The organism is Parasphingopyxis sp. (genome assembly GCF_052168275.1).
Lineage (GTDB): Bacteria > Pseudomonadota > Alphaproteobacteria > Sphingomonadales > Sphingomonadaceae > Parasphingopyxis.
This window is the reverse complement of the sequence record NZ_JBQLZM010000013.1, coordinates 1-17,388: the sequence shown is the minus strand read 5'-3', so window position 1 is coordinate 17,388 and position 17,388 is coordinate 1. Positions and strand designations below refer to the sequence as shown.

General features: G+C 64.3%; 14 protein-coding genes. 4 read left to right on the top strand and 10 right to left on the bottom strand.

What is annotated here, in order from left to right; genetic code table 11:
- Positions 1–28: 28 nt before the first annotated feature.
- The 5 genes from ACTS1X_RS01305 to ACTS1X_RS01285 form a co-directional block, all read right to left on the bottom strand.
- Positions 29–1,105, bottom strand: coding sequence for a phosphotransferase family protein (locus tag ACTS1X_RS01305; protein WP_442612584.1), 1,077 nt, complete (start codon positions 1,103–1,105; stop codon positions 29–31).
- Positions 1,106–1,107: 2 nt separating this feature from the next.
- Positions 1,108–2,223, bottom strand: a complete 1,116-nt coding sequence (locus ACTS1X_RS01300) for a hypothetical protein (protein WP_442612583.1) — start codon at positions 2,221–2,223, stop codon at positions 1,108–1,110.
- Positions 2,224–2,242: 19 nt separating this feature from the next.
- Entirely contained in the window at positions 2,243–4,483 is a 2,241-nt protein-coding gene (locus ACTS1X_RS01295; RefSeq protein WP_442612582.1) for a TonB-dependent receptor, read from the bottom strand.
- 146 nt (positions 4,484–4,629) lie between these two features.
- Positions 4,630–4,947, bottom strand: a complete 318-nt coding sequence (locus ACTS1X_RS01290) for a 2Fe-2S iron-sulfur cluster-binding protein (RefSeq protein ID WP_442612581.1) — start codon at positions 4,945–4,947, stop codon at positions 4,630–4,632.
- A gap of 389 nt (positions 4,948–5,336) precedes the next feature.
- The gene (locus tag ACTS1X_RS01285; protein WP_442612580.1) at positions 5,337–6,272 is read right to left on the bottom strand and encodes an Lrp/AsnC family transcriptional regulator; all 936 of its coding nucleotides are present in this window, start codon (positions 6,270–6,272) and stop codon (positions 5,337–5,339) included.
- Positions 6,273–6,522: 250 nt separating this feature from the next.
- Here ACTS1X_RS01285 and ACTS1X_RS01280 point away from each other — a divergent pair, with 250 nt between their 5' ends.
- Positions 6,523–8,292, top strand: a complete 1,770-nt coding sequence (locus tag ACTS1X_RS01280) for an N-acyl-D-amino-acid deacylase family protein (RefSeq protein WP_442612579.1) — start codon at positions 6,523–6,525, stop codon at positions 8,290–8,292.
- 107 nt (positions 8,293–8,399) lie between these two features.
- Positions 8,400–9,809 (top strand): cytochrome P450, encoded by a 1,410-nt coding sequence (locus tag ACTS1X_RS01275; RefSeq protein WP_442612578.1) that lies wholly within the window; start codon positions 8,400–8,402, stop codon positions 9,807–9,809.
- Positions 9,810–10,032: 223 nt separating this feature from the next.
- Here ACTS1X_RS01275 and ACTS1X_RS01270 read toward each other — a convergent pair whose 3' ends face one another.
- The gene (locus ACTS1X_RS01270; protein WP_442612577.1) at positions 10,033–10,431 is read right to left on the bottom strand and encodes a thiol-disulfide oxidoreductase DCC family protein; all 399 of its coding nucleotides are present in this window, start codon (positions 10,429–10,431) and stop codon (positions 10,033–10,035) included.
- Between the two features lie 116 nt (positions 10,432–10,547).
- Here ACTS1X_RS01270 and ACTS1X_RS01265 point away from each other — a divergent pair, with 116 nt between their 5' ends.
- Positions 10,548–12,338: an SLC13 family permease gene (locus ACTS1X_RS01265; protein WP_442612576.1), complete on the top strand. Its 1,791-nt coding sequence runs from the start codon at positions 10,548–10,550 to the stop codon at positions 12,336–12,338.
- Between the two features lie 9 nt (positions 12,339–12,347).
- Here ACTS1X_RS01265 and ACTS1X_RS01260 read toward each other — a convergent pair whose 3' ends face one another.
- A complete protein-coding gene (locus ACTS1X_RS01260; protein WP_442612575.1) occupies positions 12,348–12,941 on the bottom strand; it encodes a TetR/AcrR family transcriptional regulator in 594 nt (197 codons plus the stop codon).
- Between the two features lie 72 nt (positions 12,942–13,013).
- Between ACTS1X_RS01260 and ACTS1X_RS01255 the strand changes: the two genes are divergently transcribed.
- Positions 13,014–14,420, top strand: coding sequence for a flavin monoamine oxidase family protein (locus ACTS1X_RS01255; RefSeq protein ID WP_442612574.1), 1,407 nt, complete (start codon positions 13,014–13,016; stop codon positions 14,418–14,420).
- 24 nt (positions 14,421–14,444) lie between these two features.
- On the opposite strand, the gene ACTS1X_RS01250 is transcribed toward ACTS1X_RS01255, so the two are convergent.
- Genes ACTS1X_RS01250 through ACTS1X_RS01240 form a run of 3 tightly spaced genes read right to left on the bottom strand, consistent with a single transcriptional unit; the run spans position 14,445 to position 17,186 of the window.
- Positions 14,445–15,617, bottom strand: coding sequence for an acyl-CoA dehydrogenase family protein (locus tag ACTS1X_RS01250; protein ID WP_442612573.1), 1,173 nt, complete (start codon positions 15,615–15,617; stop codon positions 14,445–14,447).
- A 48-nt stretch (positions 15,618–15,665) separates the two neighbouring features.
- On the bottom strand, positions 15,666–16,046 hold the full coding sequence (locus tag ACTS1X_RS01245; protein ID WP_442612572.1) for a VOC family protein: 381 nt from the start codon (positions 16,044–16,046) through the stop codon (positions 15,666–15,668).
- Between the two features lie 30 nt (positions 16,047–16,076).
- Positions 16,077–17,186, bottom strand: a complete 1,110-nt coding sequence (locus ACTS1X_RS01240) for an S-(hydroxymethyl)glutathione dehydrogenase/class III alcohol dehydrogenase (RefSeq protein WP_442612571.1) — start codon at positions 17,184–17,186, stop codon at positions 16,077–16,079.
- Positions 17,187–17,388: the final 202 nt, after the last annotated feature.

Here is a 17,388-nt window from a genome sequence, read left to right as displayed (position 1 = left end):
CGCGCGGCGCGTCCGACGATGAACCTGTTCAGATCTCGCGCAATGCCGATTGCAAGTCATCGAAATAGGGCTGCAGGAAGGCCTGCGAGGCGGCGTCGTTCTTCCGTCCGCGCATTCCCATCAGGATCCACGACAGCGTCCGGTTGACGACGACCGTGCGGAAATATTCCATGTTCCGCAGCTTCCGGCCAGAGGTCTTTTCATAATGGGCGCGCAGCTCGCCGTCCGTCGGAATGCCCGTGTCGTCATAGTCGCCGATCCGAAAGCTCTTCATCGTGTAGATCAGCCATTCGACGTCCGTTTCCGGCGCGTTCAACTGGGCGAGTTCCCAGTCGAGCAGCGCGGCGACATCGCCATCGGCATACATGAAGTTTCCGAGATTGGGATCGCCGTGACACAGAACGATCTCGGCATCGGCCGGGCGGCGCGCCATGAGCCGGTCCATGCCCGGCCGGAGCTCTGCCAGCCGGTCCGGGCAGGCCCAGCTGATCTGCCGCCAGGTCCAATCGAGGTCGCGTGCGATCGGATCGTCGCCACTCCCCCGTTCGTGCAGGAAATCGATATCCAGCGCCTCGGGACGCAGGCGGTGCAGGATCGCGAGCTGCTCCATCGCGCCGAACACCATGGCGCGTCGTCCATCGGGCGTCGCCTCGGCCAGCGGTCCGACGCTGAAGGCGAGGCCGGATGGCGCCGGCGCGTCGATCCGGTCCATCGCATACCCCGGATAACCGAGCAGCGACCCGTCGGCGTCGAGCCAGCGGACCCGTGGCAGCTTTACGGCGCTTTCCTTCACCGCCGCCATGACGCGGAACTGCTGCTCCATGTCGTAATGGCTGAAAAAGCCGGTCTCCCCGGTGGCGTAGCGGACGACCAGGGGAATCCTGGCCGCGCCGATTTCGGCATCGAACATGACGATTCCGGCTGATGATCCGTTTCCGGTCGGCACCGAGCAATCGCCGATCGCGACCGGTCCCTCGACGCCGGGCTGCGCTTCGATGAAGCGGGCGAGCCTTGCCGGCGGAATGCCGCTGTGGCGTCCCTTGTTGCTCGCGATGGTGTCGGCGACGATTTCGGCCGCGGCGTCTCGCGCGCTGTCGTCCGCCATGATCAGCAGAGGTCCGTCATGTGGATGAAACTTTCGAATATGCCGTAGCCGACTTCTTCGCCCTCCCGCACCTCGACCAGAGTGTGGTGATAATAGGTCGGGCGGTCCTTGAAATAGGCGAGGTCCGCCGGGTCGCTCAGATTTTTCCGGAAACCATGATGATAGCCGGGACCGCGATAGTTTCCGTCGTCCTTTTCGTCATCCCAGCCGTGCGGCATCAGGAACGTGTTGCCGATCTTGCGCAGGGCGTAATCGTGGATGCCGCCGTGCGAATCGTGAAAACGCAGCGCAACCTCGCTGCGCAGCCCGTCCTCCCCCTTGGCCCCGAGCTCCCAGTCCCAGTCGACGAAATGCGCGGGCGGGCGGCCGTCCGGCTCGGTCGGCACGACCGCGCCGTCCATGATGAAATGCTCGCCCGTCTCGCCGTCCGTGATGCAGCAGGCGTGCACGACGCGATCGGGAAAGTGGAAGTCGGCCCAGATATAGCGCGACTGGCCCAGCAGGCGCCGCCCGAGCGCATCGAAATGCGCGTGATCGGTCGATCCCGGCGGATTGCCGCGTACCCCCCAACTGCGATCGCGGGCGCCGAGATAGTTCGCGATCTCGATCGCCTGACCGTCGATGCGCACCTCGCCGCGCCAGGTTCCGCCCTGGGTCATGTGGCTTTGGTGCAGATATTCGAACCCGTCGAAACGCTTGTCGAGCATCTTGTGCATCAGCAGCTCGGCCCGGGCGGTGAATTCGAGCTCGAAGGTTACGCCATAGGGATTGTCCGTCAGCGTCGCCGCGAGCCGGCGCATCGGCTCGACGACCCGGATTTCCAGCGCGCCGACGGCGAGTTCGTGTCGGTAGCGCTTGTCGAGATCGTCGGAGAACAGGATGTTGAAATGCGCGGCTCCGTGCCGGCCGATCACATAGGCGTCCTTGACGGCGAGATTGGGATAGTTGCCCATGCCGAACGCCAGCTGGAAACTGTCCGGCTCGGTCGTGTGCAGGTTGAAATAGCAGCGGTCCTGAAACCGCGGATCGCTGTTGACCGGGCTGGCGAACGGCTCGGTCGTCTGGTGGTTGAAATATTCGTCGGCGGGGCCGAACAGGCCGGAATAGCTGTCATACATGGGTGAAGTCCGCTCCCGCCTAGAATCGCGCAATCAGTTCGACGCCGAATTGGCGGCGTGGGCCGTAGGTGCCGGCCTTGCCGCCGATCAGCGGACTGTCGGTAAGGAAATTGAAATAGCGCTCGTCGGAGAGGTTCTTGCCGTAGAGCCGCAGCGTGTAGCGGCGATCGACGGAGCCCAGCTCGACGAAGGCGTTGAACAGCGTATAGGCTTCCTGTGCGTCGATGGCGTTGTTGAACTCGGTGAAGAATATGCGCGAGCTATGGTAGAGTTCGCCGCGCAGCATCAGCCTGAGCGAATTGCCGATCGCGGTTTCATAGTCCGCGCCGGCTCCCACGGTCCATTCGGGAGAGCGGGGAATGCTGTTGCCGCTGAGATCGAGCGGCATCAAGCCGAAGGGATCGGTAAGCGGATTGATATTCACATATTCTTCGAACTCGGCATCCAGATAGCCGATCGAACCGTTGAACCGCAGTCCCGGCGCGGGCGTCCAATATATCTCGCCTTCGAAGCCCCAGCTGCGCGCTTCGGGGGCGTTGGATATGATGACGCCGCCGCCTTGGGTGATCGGACGAAGCACATAGGCCTGGAAGTCGGTATAGTCGTAGTGGAACCCTGCCAATGCGACGGTGAGACTGTCCGAAACCTGGCCGCGGTAGCCGATCTCGTAGGCCAGTATCTTTTCCGGCTCGAACGTGTTTCCGCACGATCCGGGATTGACGCCGCCGGCCTTGTATCCGCGCGAAATGCTGGCGTAGATGTTGGACGGGCCGAAATCATATTGCAGACCCGCGCGCGGCGTGAAGGCTTCGAAATCGACCGACGTTTCGAGATCGATGCAGCTGAGGCCTGGGAAGGGCAGGTTGCCCGTCGTCTGGGCGGTCGAAATCTCGTCGCGGGAATATCGGGCGCCCGCGAAGAAGTTGAGCCGGTCGGTGAGCCCAATCGTGAAATCGGCGAATGCAGCATAGCTCGAACGGCGTTCGCGGCCCTCCTGGATCGTTTGGCCGCCCGGCAGGAATACCGGAAGAATGGGACTTCCCGGTATGAAATCCAGAATGTCGGGAAGGTTGAAACCGGCCGGCGAAAGGAAGTTCGTGAAGGCGTCGAAATCCTCGTCGAGATAGTAGAGCCCGACGATCCAGTCGAGGCTGTCGGACGAACCGGACAGATTCAGTTCCTGCGAAAAGGTCTCGCTCGTATACCCGTAGAAGAGCGTTCCCAGGGGCGCGGACGTGCCGTCCGGATCGGTCACGCTTGCCGTGTCGATGTCCGTATAGGCCGTGATCGAGGTCAGCTGCACGCCGCCCAAATTCCATCTCAGCGTCGCGGTCGGCGAAAAGGCCTCCCGGTCCAGCGTCGTCGTGTCGGCGGCCGTGCGTTCGCCATCGAGTGGCGCCAAGGCACCCTGCAGAGACGGGTTGATCGGAACGAGCGCCGGATCGATCGGCGTGGCCGCCGTCAGATACGGCTGGCTGCCGTCGGAATGCAGATAGGTCAGCGCCAGATCCAGGCTGGCGTCGGGAGAGAGGTCGAACGCCAGCCTGGCGCGGGCGCCGAAATCTTCCGATTCGTCGGCGTCCCGCTGTCCTGGCCGGATGTTTTCGAGAAAGCCGTCCCCTCGGTGCGCATAGGTGACGCCCACGCGGGCGCGCACGCCCTCGGCCAACCCGCCCGAAAGGACCAGTTGCGCTCGCGCTTCGTCGAAATTGCCGTAGGAAAGAAGCGCATGGCCTTCGAAATTCTCGGTCGGCGCCCGCGAGATGAAGTTGATCGACCCGCCGGTCGCATTGCGGCCGTAGAGCGTGCCCTGCGGCCCGCGGAGTATCTCGATCCGCTCGAGATCGAAGGTCGCGAGCTGGGACAGGGCCGGCCGGGTTTCATAGGCACCGTCGAGATGGGTCGCGACGCCGGGCTCGCCCCACGGCGCGTTGATCGTCAGCCCGACCCCGCGGATGCTGACCTGCGACGTACCGATGGAGGTTCCGAAATTCACGTTCGGCACCTGGGCCTGGATGTCCGTCAGCGATCTGATCTGCCGGCTTTCGAGCGCGGCGCTGTCGAGCGCGGTTACCGAGGCCGGAACGTCGGAAAGGGATTGCGCGCGCCTCAGCGCGGTGACGACGATCGCGCGATCGGACGTGTCCGCGGCATCGCTCGTTCGCTCTTGCGCGGCCGCCGGACCGGAGATGGCGAGCGACAGCGCGACGGCGCCGGTCGACGAGCAGGCCAGATATAGAGCCTCCAGACATCTGTTCATGGTATCCCCCTCCTGATTGCGTATCTCACGACCTTATTTCTTGGTTTCGTTCGTCGATCGGGCGTTTTTTCGTGTCCGATTTTCCGTCAACTTGCGGTGCAGTGCGCGCTGCCTTCCAACGCCGTTGCGGGGATGAGTGACGTCGATCATCCCTGCCTCGCAACGTGGAGCTCGAGGCCATCGAGAGCGTCGGACAGCTCGATCTGACATGCCAGGCGGCTGACCGGCGTAACCTCGGCATCGAATTCGATCATGTCCGCTTCGGTCTCTCCTGCCGGCCCGACAACGGCGATCCAGTCCGGCGCCACATGGACGTGACAGGTGGCGCAGGAACATGCGCCGCCGCAATCGGCGTCGATACCCGGGACCCCCGCATTGATGGCCGCCCGCATCGCCGATGAGCCCGCAGGTTCGTCGGTTTCGATCCGTGTTCCTTCGCCGGTATAAAAGACGACCCTCACCATATTCCGCCTATCCGCATATTCGTCGATGGGGGCATGGCAGCGCCACCCAGGAAACCATCCTCTCGGCTCGACCGGCGGGACACGATTCTCGCGCCATGTTCCCGCGCCATCGACCCGGTTGAGCGATTACGGATAACGCATAATTTGAAATAATCAATTATTATCCAATAATGCGAACCTACAACGCGATTTATGGGAGTAGGTAATGCACTTACGGGCGATCGATCCGAACCTTCTATCGCATGCGAGGTGGCGCACCTGACGGCGCCGAACCCTTGAATGCGCTGGAAAGGGTTCGTCCGACGCCAGGCAATGCGGCGGGATTCGCAAAATGGCGCAAGATGTCCGGCAGGGCCTCGGGGGCTGCGCCAGACCGTGCGTGACCGGCCTCAGCCGGCAGGCAGAATGCGGACCAGATTGTATCTCATCTTGGCGACCGCCGACAGTTCCCGCACGTCGACGAATGTGACGCCTTTGAGAACGGCGATGCGGGCATGCGCGAGTTCGGCGAGCGAATCGGTGTCGGAAACGGTGGCGACTCCCATCACGTCGAACGCGCCGGTCGTGATGCTGACGAACTGCAGCTCCGGCCAGGAGGTGAGGGCGCCCGCGACGTCGTCGACGAAGGAGGGCTTGACGCTCAGCCGCAGGATGGCCGCGCAGTCCAGGCCCAGCGCTTGCGGGTCGGTGACCGCGGCCAGCTTCATGGCGCCGGTATCGATCTGCTTCTTCAGGCGCTTGCGAACGCTCGCCTCGGAAACCCCGATCATCCTGGCGATTTCGCGATTGGCCACGCGGGCGTCCCGCTCGACGATCTGCATGATGCGGTGGAGGACATCGGCGCTCTCGTCCCGGTCGAACTCGACCGGCGGCGCCTCCATATTGCCCGCATATTCCGGAAGATATTTCAGGATCTTGAGAGAGATGACGGTCTTGAAGCTGTAGATGCCCCGGATCGGGGCCAGCCTTGTGCTGATCGTCGACACCAGTTCGGTCCGATCTCGGGCCAGCATGGTGAGCATGATCTGCGGCGCTCCGGGGTAAAGGACGACCGCGCTGATTTCCGGAATGCCGGACAGCTCTTCCGCGACTTTGCTAGGATCGCGGCCCTCGACCACCACGTCGACATGCGCGAGCAGGTCGTAGCCCAGCGCCCGGATATCCCGCATGGCGACAACGCGCATGATATTGCGCTCGCTCAGGCTGCGGATGCGTGCCCCGATCGTCGATTCGGCAACGCCGAGCTCGGCGGCGACGGCTTTGTTGGTGGTCAGCGGATCGGCGCGCAAATGGGTAATAATGTCGCGATCGAGTTGATCGAGCATGATCTCTGCGCCCTCTCTTCCAGTGCCACCCCTGCCGCGACCGGCGCGACCTGCCGCTTACGCGACGGAACTCGATGCCTGCTTGTTGGAATACACTCCGCCAGTCAACAACGCGGCGTCTTTCGAGCGAGGCCGATCCAGACTTCGAGGCCGGGATCGGAAAATTGCAATAGCTATCTCTTGATATAGGACGCGAAATATGTATTTTAGTCTTTTAATCGCATTTTGCGTACATCCAGCCGAGGCGGAAATGACACAATTTGACTTGTTGCTCAAGGGCGGAACGATCGTCGATGGCTCGGGAGCGCCTCGGCGTCGGGCCGATCTCGGCATCGAGAACGGCAAGATCGCGCGCATCGCCGAATCGATAGACCCGGACACGGCTGCGGAGGTTGTCGATGTCGCCGGCCTGATCGTCGCACCCGGCGTCATCGATCCGCACACCCATTATGACGCGCAGATCAACTGGGATCCCTATTGCACCAATTCCGGCTGGCACGGAAACACGGCGTTCGTCGTCGGCAATTGCGGCTTCGGCTTCATGCCCTGCCGCCCGGGCGACCGGGAGCGGTACATGCTGATGATGGAGAATACCGAGCAGATTCCGCTCGGCGCCATGCGGACCGCCTTGCCCTGGACCTGGGAAAGCTTCCCGGAATGGATGGCGCACATGAAAACCCTGCCCAAGGGCGTCAATGTCGCGAGCTTCATGCCGCTCAATTCGCTGATGATCTACGTAATGGGCTACGAGGCGGCGAAGACTCGGGGGGCGACGCCGGAAGAGCGGCGGGAGATGCGGCGCCTGCTCAACGAGGCGATGGACCATGGCGCGATCGGTTTCGGCTTTTCCTATCTCGGCGACTTCAACAGCCACAAGGATTGCGACGGCAGTCCGATGCCCACCGACAATATGCAGATCGAGGACGCCTATTATCTCGCCGAAACTCTCCGCGAGCGCGGGCAGGGCGTGATCCAGATATTGGCGGAGCTCCCGGTCGTCATTTCCAATCGCGAAGCGTGCGAGGAACTGGCGCGGATTTCGGACCGGCCGGTGCTGCACACGGTCGTCGCCGCGTTCGACAAGCTGCCGGACTATCACCGGTCGGTCATGGCCTGGCTCGATGATTGCGCCGAGCGCGGCCTCGCCGTCTATTCGCAGGCCTTGGCGATGCGCTCGTGGAACGAATTCACCGTGATCGACTATAACGCCTGGCAGCAGGTCGAACCGTTTTACGAATTGACGAATGCCGGCGACGCAGAGGCGAAGGCGACCCTTGCGGCCGATCCCGCTTTCCGCGAACGCGCCCGTACGCTTTACAATCCGGCCCATATGGACGGGGCCGGCGGGCCGGTCGAAACCTTCCGCCTGCTCAGGGCTCCGGGCGCGCCGGATTGGGATGCATATAGCGGGAATCTCTTCTCCGAGATCGCGAAAAAGCGCGAATGCGCGCCGATCGACGCCTTTTTCGACGTGATCGCCGCCACCGGCGCCCGCGCCGAATTCCGGACGACCGAGGCGACGACGGAAGATCCCGGCAAGATCAGGGAAATGCTCGTCCATCCGCGCGTTTTCGCGGGCACGTCGGACGGCGGCGCGCACGTCAAATTCTACAGCGGCGGTCAGTTCGCAACGGACAATATCGTCCAGATGGCCCGGGAGACCGGCCTTATGTCGCTCGAGGAACTGCACCACAAGCTCAGCGGACTGCCGGCCGAGGTCTTCGGCTTTGAGCGACGCGGCGTCATCGCCGAAGGAAACTGGGCCGATATCTACGTCTATGATTTCGACCGCCTGAATTACGACGCGCGGGCCTATGAGGTCGTCCATGATCTGCCGGACGGCGACTGGCGGCGGGTGGTTCGTCCGCAGGGCATCGCCATGTGCCTGGTCAACGGCAAGATCACCCTGAAGGACAATATCCCGACCGGCGCGCTTCCGGGTCGCATGATCAGCAATCTCGGGCCCGAGACCGATGCCCGGCTCGCCGACGGAGCCTTCGAGCTCCAGGCGGCGGAATAGCATCGGCCGATGTCCGATATCTCTCATCGCGCGCCGCCGGTCCGGAGAATGCGCGGCCGCCGCCGGGCATCCGGATCGCAGATCTCGCCGACATTCAGGACGGACCCATGACACAGACGATTACGGCGACGGCTCCGGACCAGAGCAATGCCGCCCAGCCTCCGAGGCCACCGAAAGTGCGTTCCGGCGTGCCCTTCATCGGCAACGCGATCGGCATGCTGCGCGATCCGCTGGGTTTCTGCACCAGGGTTCGGGAGCGATACGGACCGATCGCCCGCGTCGGCGCGGGGCCGCGGTCTTTCCTGCTGCTCCAGGGTGCCGATGGCGTCCGGCAAATCCTGTGGGAAAAGGGCGATCTCTATCCCAAGCCCGAACTGGGCATGGAAACCCTCAAGCCTCTTCTCGGCCGCAGCCTGGCGACGCTGACGGACGAGGCGGAATGGCAATCCGCGAGGCGCTTCGTCCTGCCGCTCTTCACGGCCAAGATGCTTCGCTCCTATTTCGACGAGGCGGTCGATTCGATTGCCGCCGAAGTCGAACGGCTCGACGCCCACGCCGATACCGGCGTGCCCGTCAATATCTACCGGTTCATGCACGAAGCGGTCTTCCGGGTGTTGATCAGGACGATATTCAAACGCGGGATCGGCCTCGAAGAGGTCGAGGAACTGGTCGGTCTGTTCGATCAGTCGACCGCCTATATCAGCGCGCGGTACCTGACCCTGGGCCTCCCGATCGCCTGGGCCATTCCCGCTGCGCGGCGCGGCCCCGCCGCGCTGGCCCGTCTCGACGAGCGGGTGTTTCGCCTGATCGCCGACCGGCGGGCCGAGAACGGCTCGGAGGTACGGGACATGCTGGATGCGCTGCTCCAGGCGCGCACGCCGGACGGCTCGCCGCTGTCGGACCAGCAGGTCCGCGACAATTGCATGACGCTCCTGTTCGGCGGTCACGAAACAACCGCCGGATCTCTGACCTGGGCCTGGGGGCTGTTGAGCGCCAATCCCGACAAGCGGCAGGCGCTTCTCGAAAATGTGGACCGGGTGTTGGGCGGCAAGCCGCCCGAGGATTATTCGGTCCTCGCCGATCTCGACTATACTGGGTACGTCTTTTCGGAGGCCATGCGGCTATACCCGATGTTCGGCCTGCTGTTCCGGGAGGTCACCGTTCCGGACGTGATCGAGGGTTGCCGCGTCGAGCCGGGCGATATCATCGCCTTTTCGGCCTATACGATCCAGCACGCGCCGGACCTCTGGCAGGATCCCGAGCGCTTCATTCCCGAACGGCACCGGCCCGAGGCTCTCGAGCATCAGCACAAATCGAGCTATCTGCCGTTCAGCCAGGGCAAGCGCGGCTGTATAGGCGAGCGGATGGCGCGGATGGAGGGTATCGTCATGCTCGCCCTCATCTCCCAGAAGTTCACGCTCGATCTCGTCTCGCCCTTGCCCCCGCCGCGCGTCAGCATGTCCCTCAAGCCGGAAGGCGGCATGATGATGCTGGTAAATCGGCGTAAGCCGAGCTGAGGCTTGGGCCACAGGTCTTCGAACGGCTGGAGGCAACGCCAAAACGGGTAAAATTCCCAAACCATGGGTTGCGACGTTGGTACCGCAGTAATGCTCGATAGCCGAGTTTTCGGGGTGGTTGACGAGCGCCGGATGGACTGGCGATTGGCGCGATCGACGAAGCCCGCCTGTGTCCTGAACTAACGAGACCAGCGTTGAAGCGTCGCATGATCGCCTTTTACGTTCAGCGTCGTGTCAGTCGCCGGGCCAATCCCTGCAGTCCGGGACGAACGCGCAGAAAGATCCGGTAGATCCGCTCGAGTACGGCCAGGATCGTCGGATGGCGCGCGGCGAGGCCGAGCGGGCGGAGCCATGGCAGCTGGCGCCACATCGCGGCGAAGGCCGCGGCTCCGGACAGGAGTTCCCCATCCTCCTCGGCGTGAAGGCGTGCGAGCAATGCCGTCCGGTCGACCGGGCACGGCGTCGCCTTGTCCGACACATCGACGAAACGCAGCCTTCCCTTGCGGTCCAGTTTCTTCATCCACTCGATTTCGCGCGCACACAGCGGACAGGCACCGTCGAACCAGACGGTTGTCGCTGGCTTCGAAACGGCGCCCTGTTCGGCCGGGAGTTGGACAGTCATGGTCCGGATGTAGCCGGGCGCGGGCGCGCGCACGAGACGGACCATGGTACAGGGGGCGGGGGCATCCCCGCTCGAAGCATATAGCCGTCGGCGGCGTCCCCGGCTAATTCGCTCCGATGGAGATGGTCCGGGAAGTCCTTGATTCGCAATCCGCCTGGATCGGGCTCGCCGTGCTGATCGGGCTGTTCGCGCTGTTCATTTCCGAGAAGCTGCCGCCGGTCATCATCGCGGTGATCGGAGCGGCCGCCATGCTGATGCTCGGCTATCTGCCGCGCGCCGAGATGGAGCTCGTCTTCGCCAATCCGGCCCCGATCACGATCGCGGCGATGTTCATCCTGTCGGGCGCGCTGATCCGCACCGGCGTGGTCGAGGCGCTGGCCAGCATCGCCGAGCGCCGCGCCGCCGGCCATCCGCGTCGCGCGATCGGCGAGCTGCTGGGCGGGGCCTTCTTCTCCTCCTCGATCGTCAACAACACGCCGGTGGTCATCGTGCTCGTGCCGATCATCCGGCGGATCGGCGATGTCGCCGGAATAGCGGCGCAACGATTGCTGATTCCGCTCTCCTATCTCTCGATACTCGGTGGAACGCTGACCCTGATCGGGACGTCGACCAACCTGCTCGTCGACGGCGTTGCGCAGCGTGCGGGGCAACCGGCGTTCGGCATTTTCGAACTGACCGGGGTCGGGCTGGTCGCCGCCGTGTCGGGCATGCTGTTGCTGCTTCTCACCGGGCGCTTCTTGCTCCCGTCGAACTCCGACGGGGATGAACAGGCGGACCGGCGGCCGGTGGAGGAACGCTATCTGACCGAATTGCTGATCGGCGAAGATCATGACGATATCGGCAAATATTATGGCGAGATCGGCGAGTTCGGCCGGTCGGGACTGCGCGCGGTGGCCCTGCGCCGTGGCGGCGACCTGATGCGGCGGGATATCGAAACCGAGGTCGTAATGGCCGGCGACCGGCTGATCTTCGCCGCGGACCAGGCCGAACTGCTTTCGCTCTCCGACACCTACGGACTCCAGGTCGGGATCGCGAGCCGGCCGGTGCCGGCGACGCCGGAAGACCGGATCGTCGCGGCTTCGATCGCGCCGACCCATCCGGCGATCGGCCGGAGGCTGGCGGAAATCCCGTTTCTCACCCGGACCGATGCCAGGGTTCTCGGACTGATGCGGTCGCGGCACCTGCCCGGGCCGACCCTGTCGGAGGTCACGCTGCGCGCCGCCGACAATCTGCTGATCAAGGGCAGCCCCGCCAGCATCGCGGCGATCGAGGCCAATGTGAACCTGATCGATATCGGGGCGCCGACGGTGCGGCCCTATCGGAGGTTGCGCGCGCCCATCGCGCTTGCGACCATGCTCTCGATCGTCGGGCTCGCGGCGCTCGGCGTCTGGACGATCGAACTGCTCGCGATCGTCGGCGTCGCGGTCGTGCTGGCGACGCGCTGTATCGACCCCGAGGAAGCCTGGAAGGCGATCGACGGCAATGTCATCGTGCTGATCTTCGGCATGCTCGGCGTCGGCGTGGGGCTCGAAAAGGCGGGGACCGTCGACCTGATCGTCGATGCGGTACTGCCGTTGCTGGCCGCCGCCTCGCCGCTGCTGCTGCTGGTCCTTATCTATGCGCTGACATCGATACTGACCGAACTCGTGACCAACAACGCGGTCGCGGTGATCATGACGCCGATCGTGCTCGCTCTCGCCGCCGATCTCGGCATCGACCCTCGGCCCTTGCTGTTCACCGTGATGTTCGCGGCCTCGGCAAGTTTCGCTACGCCGATCGGCTATCAGACCAACACGATCGTCTACGCCGCCGGCGGCTACCGCTTCGCCGATTTTCTCAAGATCGGGCTGCCGATGAACGTCATCGTCGGGCTCGTCACCTGCGTCGCGATCGACCGGATGGTCTGAGCCGGACCGCTACTCCCGACAGATATCGAGGATGTGCCCCGCCAACGTCGATTCGAAGTCACGTCTCGACTTGGCGTCTAGCGCCATGCCGATCGTGGTCGCTCCCTCTGTCAGTGCGGACACGAGGTCGACCCGCTTCTTCAGCTCCGCGGGCGACAGTGTCGGGCGCGCGGCGCTGATCAGACCGGCCAGGAATTCCCGGTAAAGCGACAGATAGTCGTCGAGCGCCTTCCTCGCGGCCGGCTCGGTTTCCGCCAGACTCCAAAAATGAACCTCGAAGCGCGCGAGCAGATCGGTTTCCGTGCTGCTGCGGCAGAGCAGTGCGACAGCGTCAGCGAGCGCTTTCTCCGGATCGTCCCGATTGGCCGCTCGCTCGAAAGGCTCCAGCAGCTGCCGATAGCGCTCGACCGCTTCGGCCACGACCAGCGCGATCAGCGCGTCCTTTGTCGCGACATGATATTGCAGCGAGGCGAGTTTGATACCGACCCGCTCCGCCACCGCGCGGAGCGTCAAAGCGCCCGGGCCCTCGCGCGCGACGAGTGTGTAGGCGACGGCCGCGATCTGGGCGGAGCGGTCGGTTCGGCTGCGCCGTTCGGCTTTCATCGCGACATCTATACTCCTTACCGTTCATCTGTCAATTGACAGGCAAGCAGCATTCTGTCATCCGACAGATAAATGGGGAAGGCGGATATGCATTTTGTACGACGGGACATGTTGACCGGTTCCGCGGCCTCGGTCGCATTGGCGGCTTTGGTTGGCTGCCGCAATCGGCGACCGCCGTTGGGGCCGGGCGCGCGGGTCGTCATCGTCGGTGCGGGCTTTGCCGGCATCGGTGCGGCGCGAATGCTCAGCAGCGCCGGGCTGAGGCCGCTGATTCTCGAAGCGCGCACGCGCGTCGGTGGGCGAGCCTGGACCGATGGGCGGTTCGGTGCACCGGTCGATCTCGGCGCCTCTTGGCTGCATCGCGGCGATCGCAACGCACTTGCCGCTAGCGCGCGGCGCAGCGGTATCCGCTTCCACTTGTCCGACTATGACAGCGCCACCGTCTTCGGTCTCGATACCGACCCTGTCCGACGCGTACCGGTCACCGATATCCATGCCGATCTCGATCTCGAATCGCGTCTGCGGAAGACGGCCTTCTGGCCCTATTTGGACTGGCGCATCCGATCTTTCGTCGGGGCCCGGGGTGGCGATCGGTCCGTCGGGGAGCTCGTCGATGCGGCGCTCGGCGCCGGGGCGGATCCGCTCGGCGCGGCGGTTGCGCGCATCACCATGGGTGTCGAATATGCCATACCGCTTGAGGAAGAAGGTGCCGCCAGCCTGTTTCTCGGCGAAGCCGGGAGGCCCAACCACGAATATTTCATGACGGGTGGCATGCAAACCTTCGCCGCCTGGCTCGCTCAAGGGCTCGACATCCGGCTCGGCGAGACGGTCCGCGGTATCGCCTGGGAACCCGGTCGGGCCAACATCAGGACCGACAGGGGAGCATATGAAGCGGACGCCGTCATCCTGACCAGTTCGGTCGGCCTCTTGAAGGCCGAATCTATCATGCTGGAACCGGGGCTGCCAGCCGGACATTTGCGTGCGCTGGAGCGGTTGGACATGGGGTTGCTCAACAAGGTCGCGCTCCGGTTTCCGCGTATTGCTTGGCCGATGAGCAAGGAATATTTCGTCCTTGCCGGCGGCGAACTGCCGTGCATCGTTGCCAACCACGCTGTCTATTCAGATGCGCCAATCCTGCTCGCTTTAACCGGTGGCGCGAGTTCGCGCCGAGTCGAGCAACTCGCCGATCGCGAAGTGGCCGGCCTGATTCTGCGCGACCTTGGCCGCGCCTTCGGCCGGCCCCTTCCGGAGCCGGAAGAGGTTCTCGTCACGCGCTGGGGATCCGACCCGTTGGCGCTAGGTTCCTATTCGCATCGCAGGCTCGGCGCCAATCTACGCGAGGACGATCTTCTCGCCGAACCGATCGGAGACACGCTCTATCTCGCTGGCGAGGCGATTATCCATGACGGTGACCTTTGCAACGTATCCGGCGCGTATCGCAGCGGGCGGCTTGCCGCTGCCAGGGCGATGACGGGATAGCGCCCGGGGTCCGTTCCCGTCGCGCTATCGGCCGAACAGCTGCCGCCCGGCGAGGTCGAGCATGATCTCCTCCGACCCGCCGCCGATCGCGTTGACCCGCACCTCGCGATAGATGCGTTCGACCTTCGAGCCCTGCAGGTAGGAGGCACCGCCCAGTACCTGCGCGGCGTCGCGCGCGACGCGTTCGAGCATTTCGGTCGCCTGCACCTTGAGCATCGCGAAATCGGCGGGCTGGCCCTTGCCCTGACTCTCGGCCCAGGCGCATTGATCGACCCAGGCCTGGGTCGTCCCGATCCGCCGCGCCATGTCCGCGAGCTTGACGCGGATCACCTGGTGCGCGGCCAGCGGCTTGCCGAAGGTTTCCCGTTCGCGCGCCCAGCCGGCGGCTTCGCGCAGGCAGACGCGGGCGAAGGCGCAGCAGCTCATCGCCATGCCGAGCCGCTCGCGGTTGAAATTGCGCATGATGCCCATAAAGCCGCCATTTTCCGGCCCGATCAGGTTAGACGCCGGAACCCGGACATCGTCGAAATAGATCGCCGCCGTGTCCGAACAATGCCAGCCCATCTTCTCCAGCGGCGTGCGGCTGACGCCGCCGCGGTCCATCTCGACCAGCAGCAGCGATATGCCGCCCGCGCCGTCGCCGCCGGTGCGCACCGCGGTCGTCATATAGTCGCAGCGCATGCCCGAAGTGATGAACATCTTCTGGCCGGTAACGACATAATCGCCGCCATCGCGCACCGCGCGCGTCCTGAGATTGGCGACGTCCGATCCGCCCGAGGGTTCGGTGATGCCCAGCGCGATGATCTTTTCGCCGGCAAGGACCGGCGGCGCGACCCGCCGCTTCAGCTCATCCGATCCGACGGCGAGGATCGGCGGCAGGCCGATGCCGTGCGTCATCAGCGACGCGCCGAGCCCGCCCGCGCCGACCCGGGCCAGCTCGTCGGTCACGACCATGCCGTGGAAGATGTCGAACCCTTCAGAATGGCCGCCATATTCCTCGGGATAGTTGAGACCGAGAATGCCCGCCTTGGCAGCTTTCCCGTGCAGTTCCCGCGGGATCTGGCGATCGGCTTCCCATTGGTCGATATGAGGCTCGATCTCGCGCTCGACGAAACGGCGGACGCTCCCGGCGAGCGCGTCATGGCTCTCGTCGTAGAAGGGCGAACGGGCGCGCCAGGCGTCGAAATCATGGGTCATAAGTAAAAATCCTCGGCCTGGCGCGCCTCTCCTGGCAGAACGGCGGGCTCAGCCCATCCGATGCATCGCGCAGATCTTGTTGCCGTCGGGATCGCGCAGATAGGCGAGATAGAGCTTCATGCCCGCGCCTTCGCGGACGCCGGGAGGATCCTCGATCGCCGTGCCGCCGGCCTCGATGCCGGCCGCGTGCCACGCGTCGGCCTGTTCCGGGTTCTCGGCGGCGAAGCCGATCGTCCCGCCATTGGCGTGGCAGGCGGGCTCGCCGTCGATCGGCTTGGTCACCAGAAAGAGGCCGCCATTGTGCATATAGATCAACCGGCCCTTATCGTCCTGGATCGCCGGGTTGCCGCCGAGCGTCGCGAACAGCGCGTCGTAGAATTTCCGCGATCGTTCGATATCGTTGCTGCCGAGCATGACGTGTGAAAACATGAATGTTTCTCCTTCGGTTGTGTGGCGTGTTCAGTAGACGACGACGCTGCGGATGCTTGTCCCCGCATGCATCATGTCGAAGCCCTTGTTGATCTCGTCGAGCGACAATCTGTGCGTGATCATCGGATCGATGGCGATCTTGCCGTCCATGTACCAGTCGACGATCTTGGGAATGTCGGTGCGCCCGCGCGCGCCGCCGAACGCCGTGCCCTTCCAGACCCGGCCGGTGACCAGCTGGAAGGGGCGGGTGGCGATTTCCTTGCCGGCCTCGGCGACGCCGATGATGACGCTCTCGCCCCAGCCGCGATGGCAGGCTTCGAGCGCGGTTCGCATCACGTCGGTATTGCCCGTGCAGTCGAACGTGTAGTCCGCGCCGCCATCGGTCCGCTCCACCAGATGGGCGACGAGATCGCCCGATATGTCGTTCGGGTTCACGAACTCGGTCATCCCGAACTTGCGGCCCCATTCCTCGCGATCGGGGTTGATGTCGACGCCGATGATCTGTTTCGCGCCGACCAGCCGGGCGCCCTGGATCACGTTGAGTCCGATGCCGCCGAGCCCGAACACGATGACGGTCGCGCCCGCTTCGACATCGGCGGTGTTGATCACCGCGCCGACCCCGGTGGTCACGCCGCAGCCGACATAGCAGCTCGTCTCGAACGGCGCGTCCTCGCGGATCTTCGCGACCGCTATCTCTGGCAGGACGGTGAAGTTGGAGAAGGTCGAGCAGCCCATATAGTGGTAGATCGTCTCGCCTCTGTAGCTGAACCGGCTGGTCCCGTCGGGCATCAGCCCCTGGCCCTGCGTATCGCGGATCGCCGTGCACAGATTGGTCTTCTGCGAGAGGCAGCTTTTGCACTGCCGGCATTCGGGAATATAGGCGGGGATCACGTGATCGTCGGGCGCGACCGAGGTTACGCCGGCGCCCACTTCGCGGACGATTCCCGCGCCCTCATGGCCGAGGACCGAGGGAAACTTCCCTTCGCTGTCGAGGCCGTCCAGCGTATAGGCGTCGGTGTGGCAGATGCCGGTCGCCATCAGCTCGACCAGAACCTCGCCCTCTTGCGGGCCCTCCAGATTCAGCTCGACGATCTCGAGCGGCTGCTTGGCCTCGAAGGCGACGGCGGCACGGGTTTTCATGGGGCATTTCTCCGTGGCGGTATCATCGAATGGCTGGGAAAGCCGGTGTCGGCGCATGATAGCGCGGAACTTCGCGGCACGATAGGGACCGCGCTGCCACCGGCCGCTCAATCGTGCCCGGCCGGTTCCCACAACTGGATCGGGTTGCCCTCGGGATCCTGCAGCCGCGCGAACCGGCCGTTGGGATAGGTCTCCGGATCGA

Excerpts from the sequence above, each read along its gene's own strand:
- ACTS1X_RS01305 (WP_442612584.1), bottom strand. The coding sequence starts at position 1,105 with ATGGCGGACGACAGCGCGCGAGACGCCGCGGCCGAAATCGTCGCCGAC.
- ACTS1X_RS01300 (WP_442612583.1), bottom strand. The coding sequence starts at position 2,223 with ATGTATGACAGCTATTCCGGCCTGTTCGGCCCCGCCGACGAATATTTC.
- ACTS1X_RS01295 (WP_442612582.1), bottom strand. The coding sequence starts at position 4,483 with ATGAACAGATGTCTGGAGGCTCTATATCTGGCCTGCTCGTCGACCGGC.
- ACTS1X_RS01290 (WP_442612581.1), bottom strand. The coding sequence starts at position 4,947 with ATGGTGAGGGTCGTCTTTTATACCGGCGAAGGAACACGGATCGAAACC.
- ACTS1X_RS01285 (WP_442612580.1), bottom strand. The coding sequence starts at position 6,272 with ATGCTCGATCAACTCGATCGCGACATTATTACCCATTTGCGCGCCGAT.
- ACTS1X_RS01280 (WP_442612579.1), top strand. The coding sequence starts at position 6,523 with ATGACACAATTTGACTTGTTGCTCAAGGGCGGAACGATCGTCGATGGC.
- ACTS1X_RS01275 (WP_442612578.1), top strand. The coding sequence starts at position 8,400 with ATGACACAGACGATTACGGCGACGGCTCCGGACCAGAGCAATGCCGCC.
- ACTS1X_RS01270 (WP_442612577.1), bottom strand. The coding sequence starts at position 10,431 with ATGACTGTCCAACTCCCGGCCGAACAGGGCGCCGTTTCGAAGCCAGCG.
- ACTS1X_RS01265 (WP_442612576.1), top strand. The coding sequence starts at position 10,548 with ATGGAGATGGTCCGGGAAGTCCTTGATTCGCAATCCGCCTGGATCGGG.
- ACTS1X_RS01260 (WP_442612575.1), bottom strand. The coding sequence starts at position 12,941 with ATGAAAGCCGAACGGCGCAGCCGAACCGACCGCTCCGCCCAGATCGCG.
- ACTS1X_RS01255 (WP_442612574.1), top strand. The coding sequence starts at position 13,014 with ATGGGGAAGGCGGATATGCATTTTGTACGACGGGACATGTTGACCGGT.
- ACTS1X_RS01250 (WP_442612573.1), bottom strand. The coding sequence starts at position 15,617 with ATGACCCATGATTTCGACGCCTGGCGCGCCCGTTCGCCCTTCTACGAC.
- ACTS1X_RS01245 (WP_442612572.1), bottom strand. The coding sequence starts at position 16,046 with ATGTTTTCACACGTCATGCTCGGCAGCAACGATATCGAACGATCGCGG.
- ACTS1X_RS01240 (WP_442612571.1), bottom strand. The coding sequence starts at position 17,186 with ATGAAAACCCGTGCCGCCGTCGCCTTCGAGGCCAAGCAGCCGCTCGAG.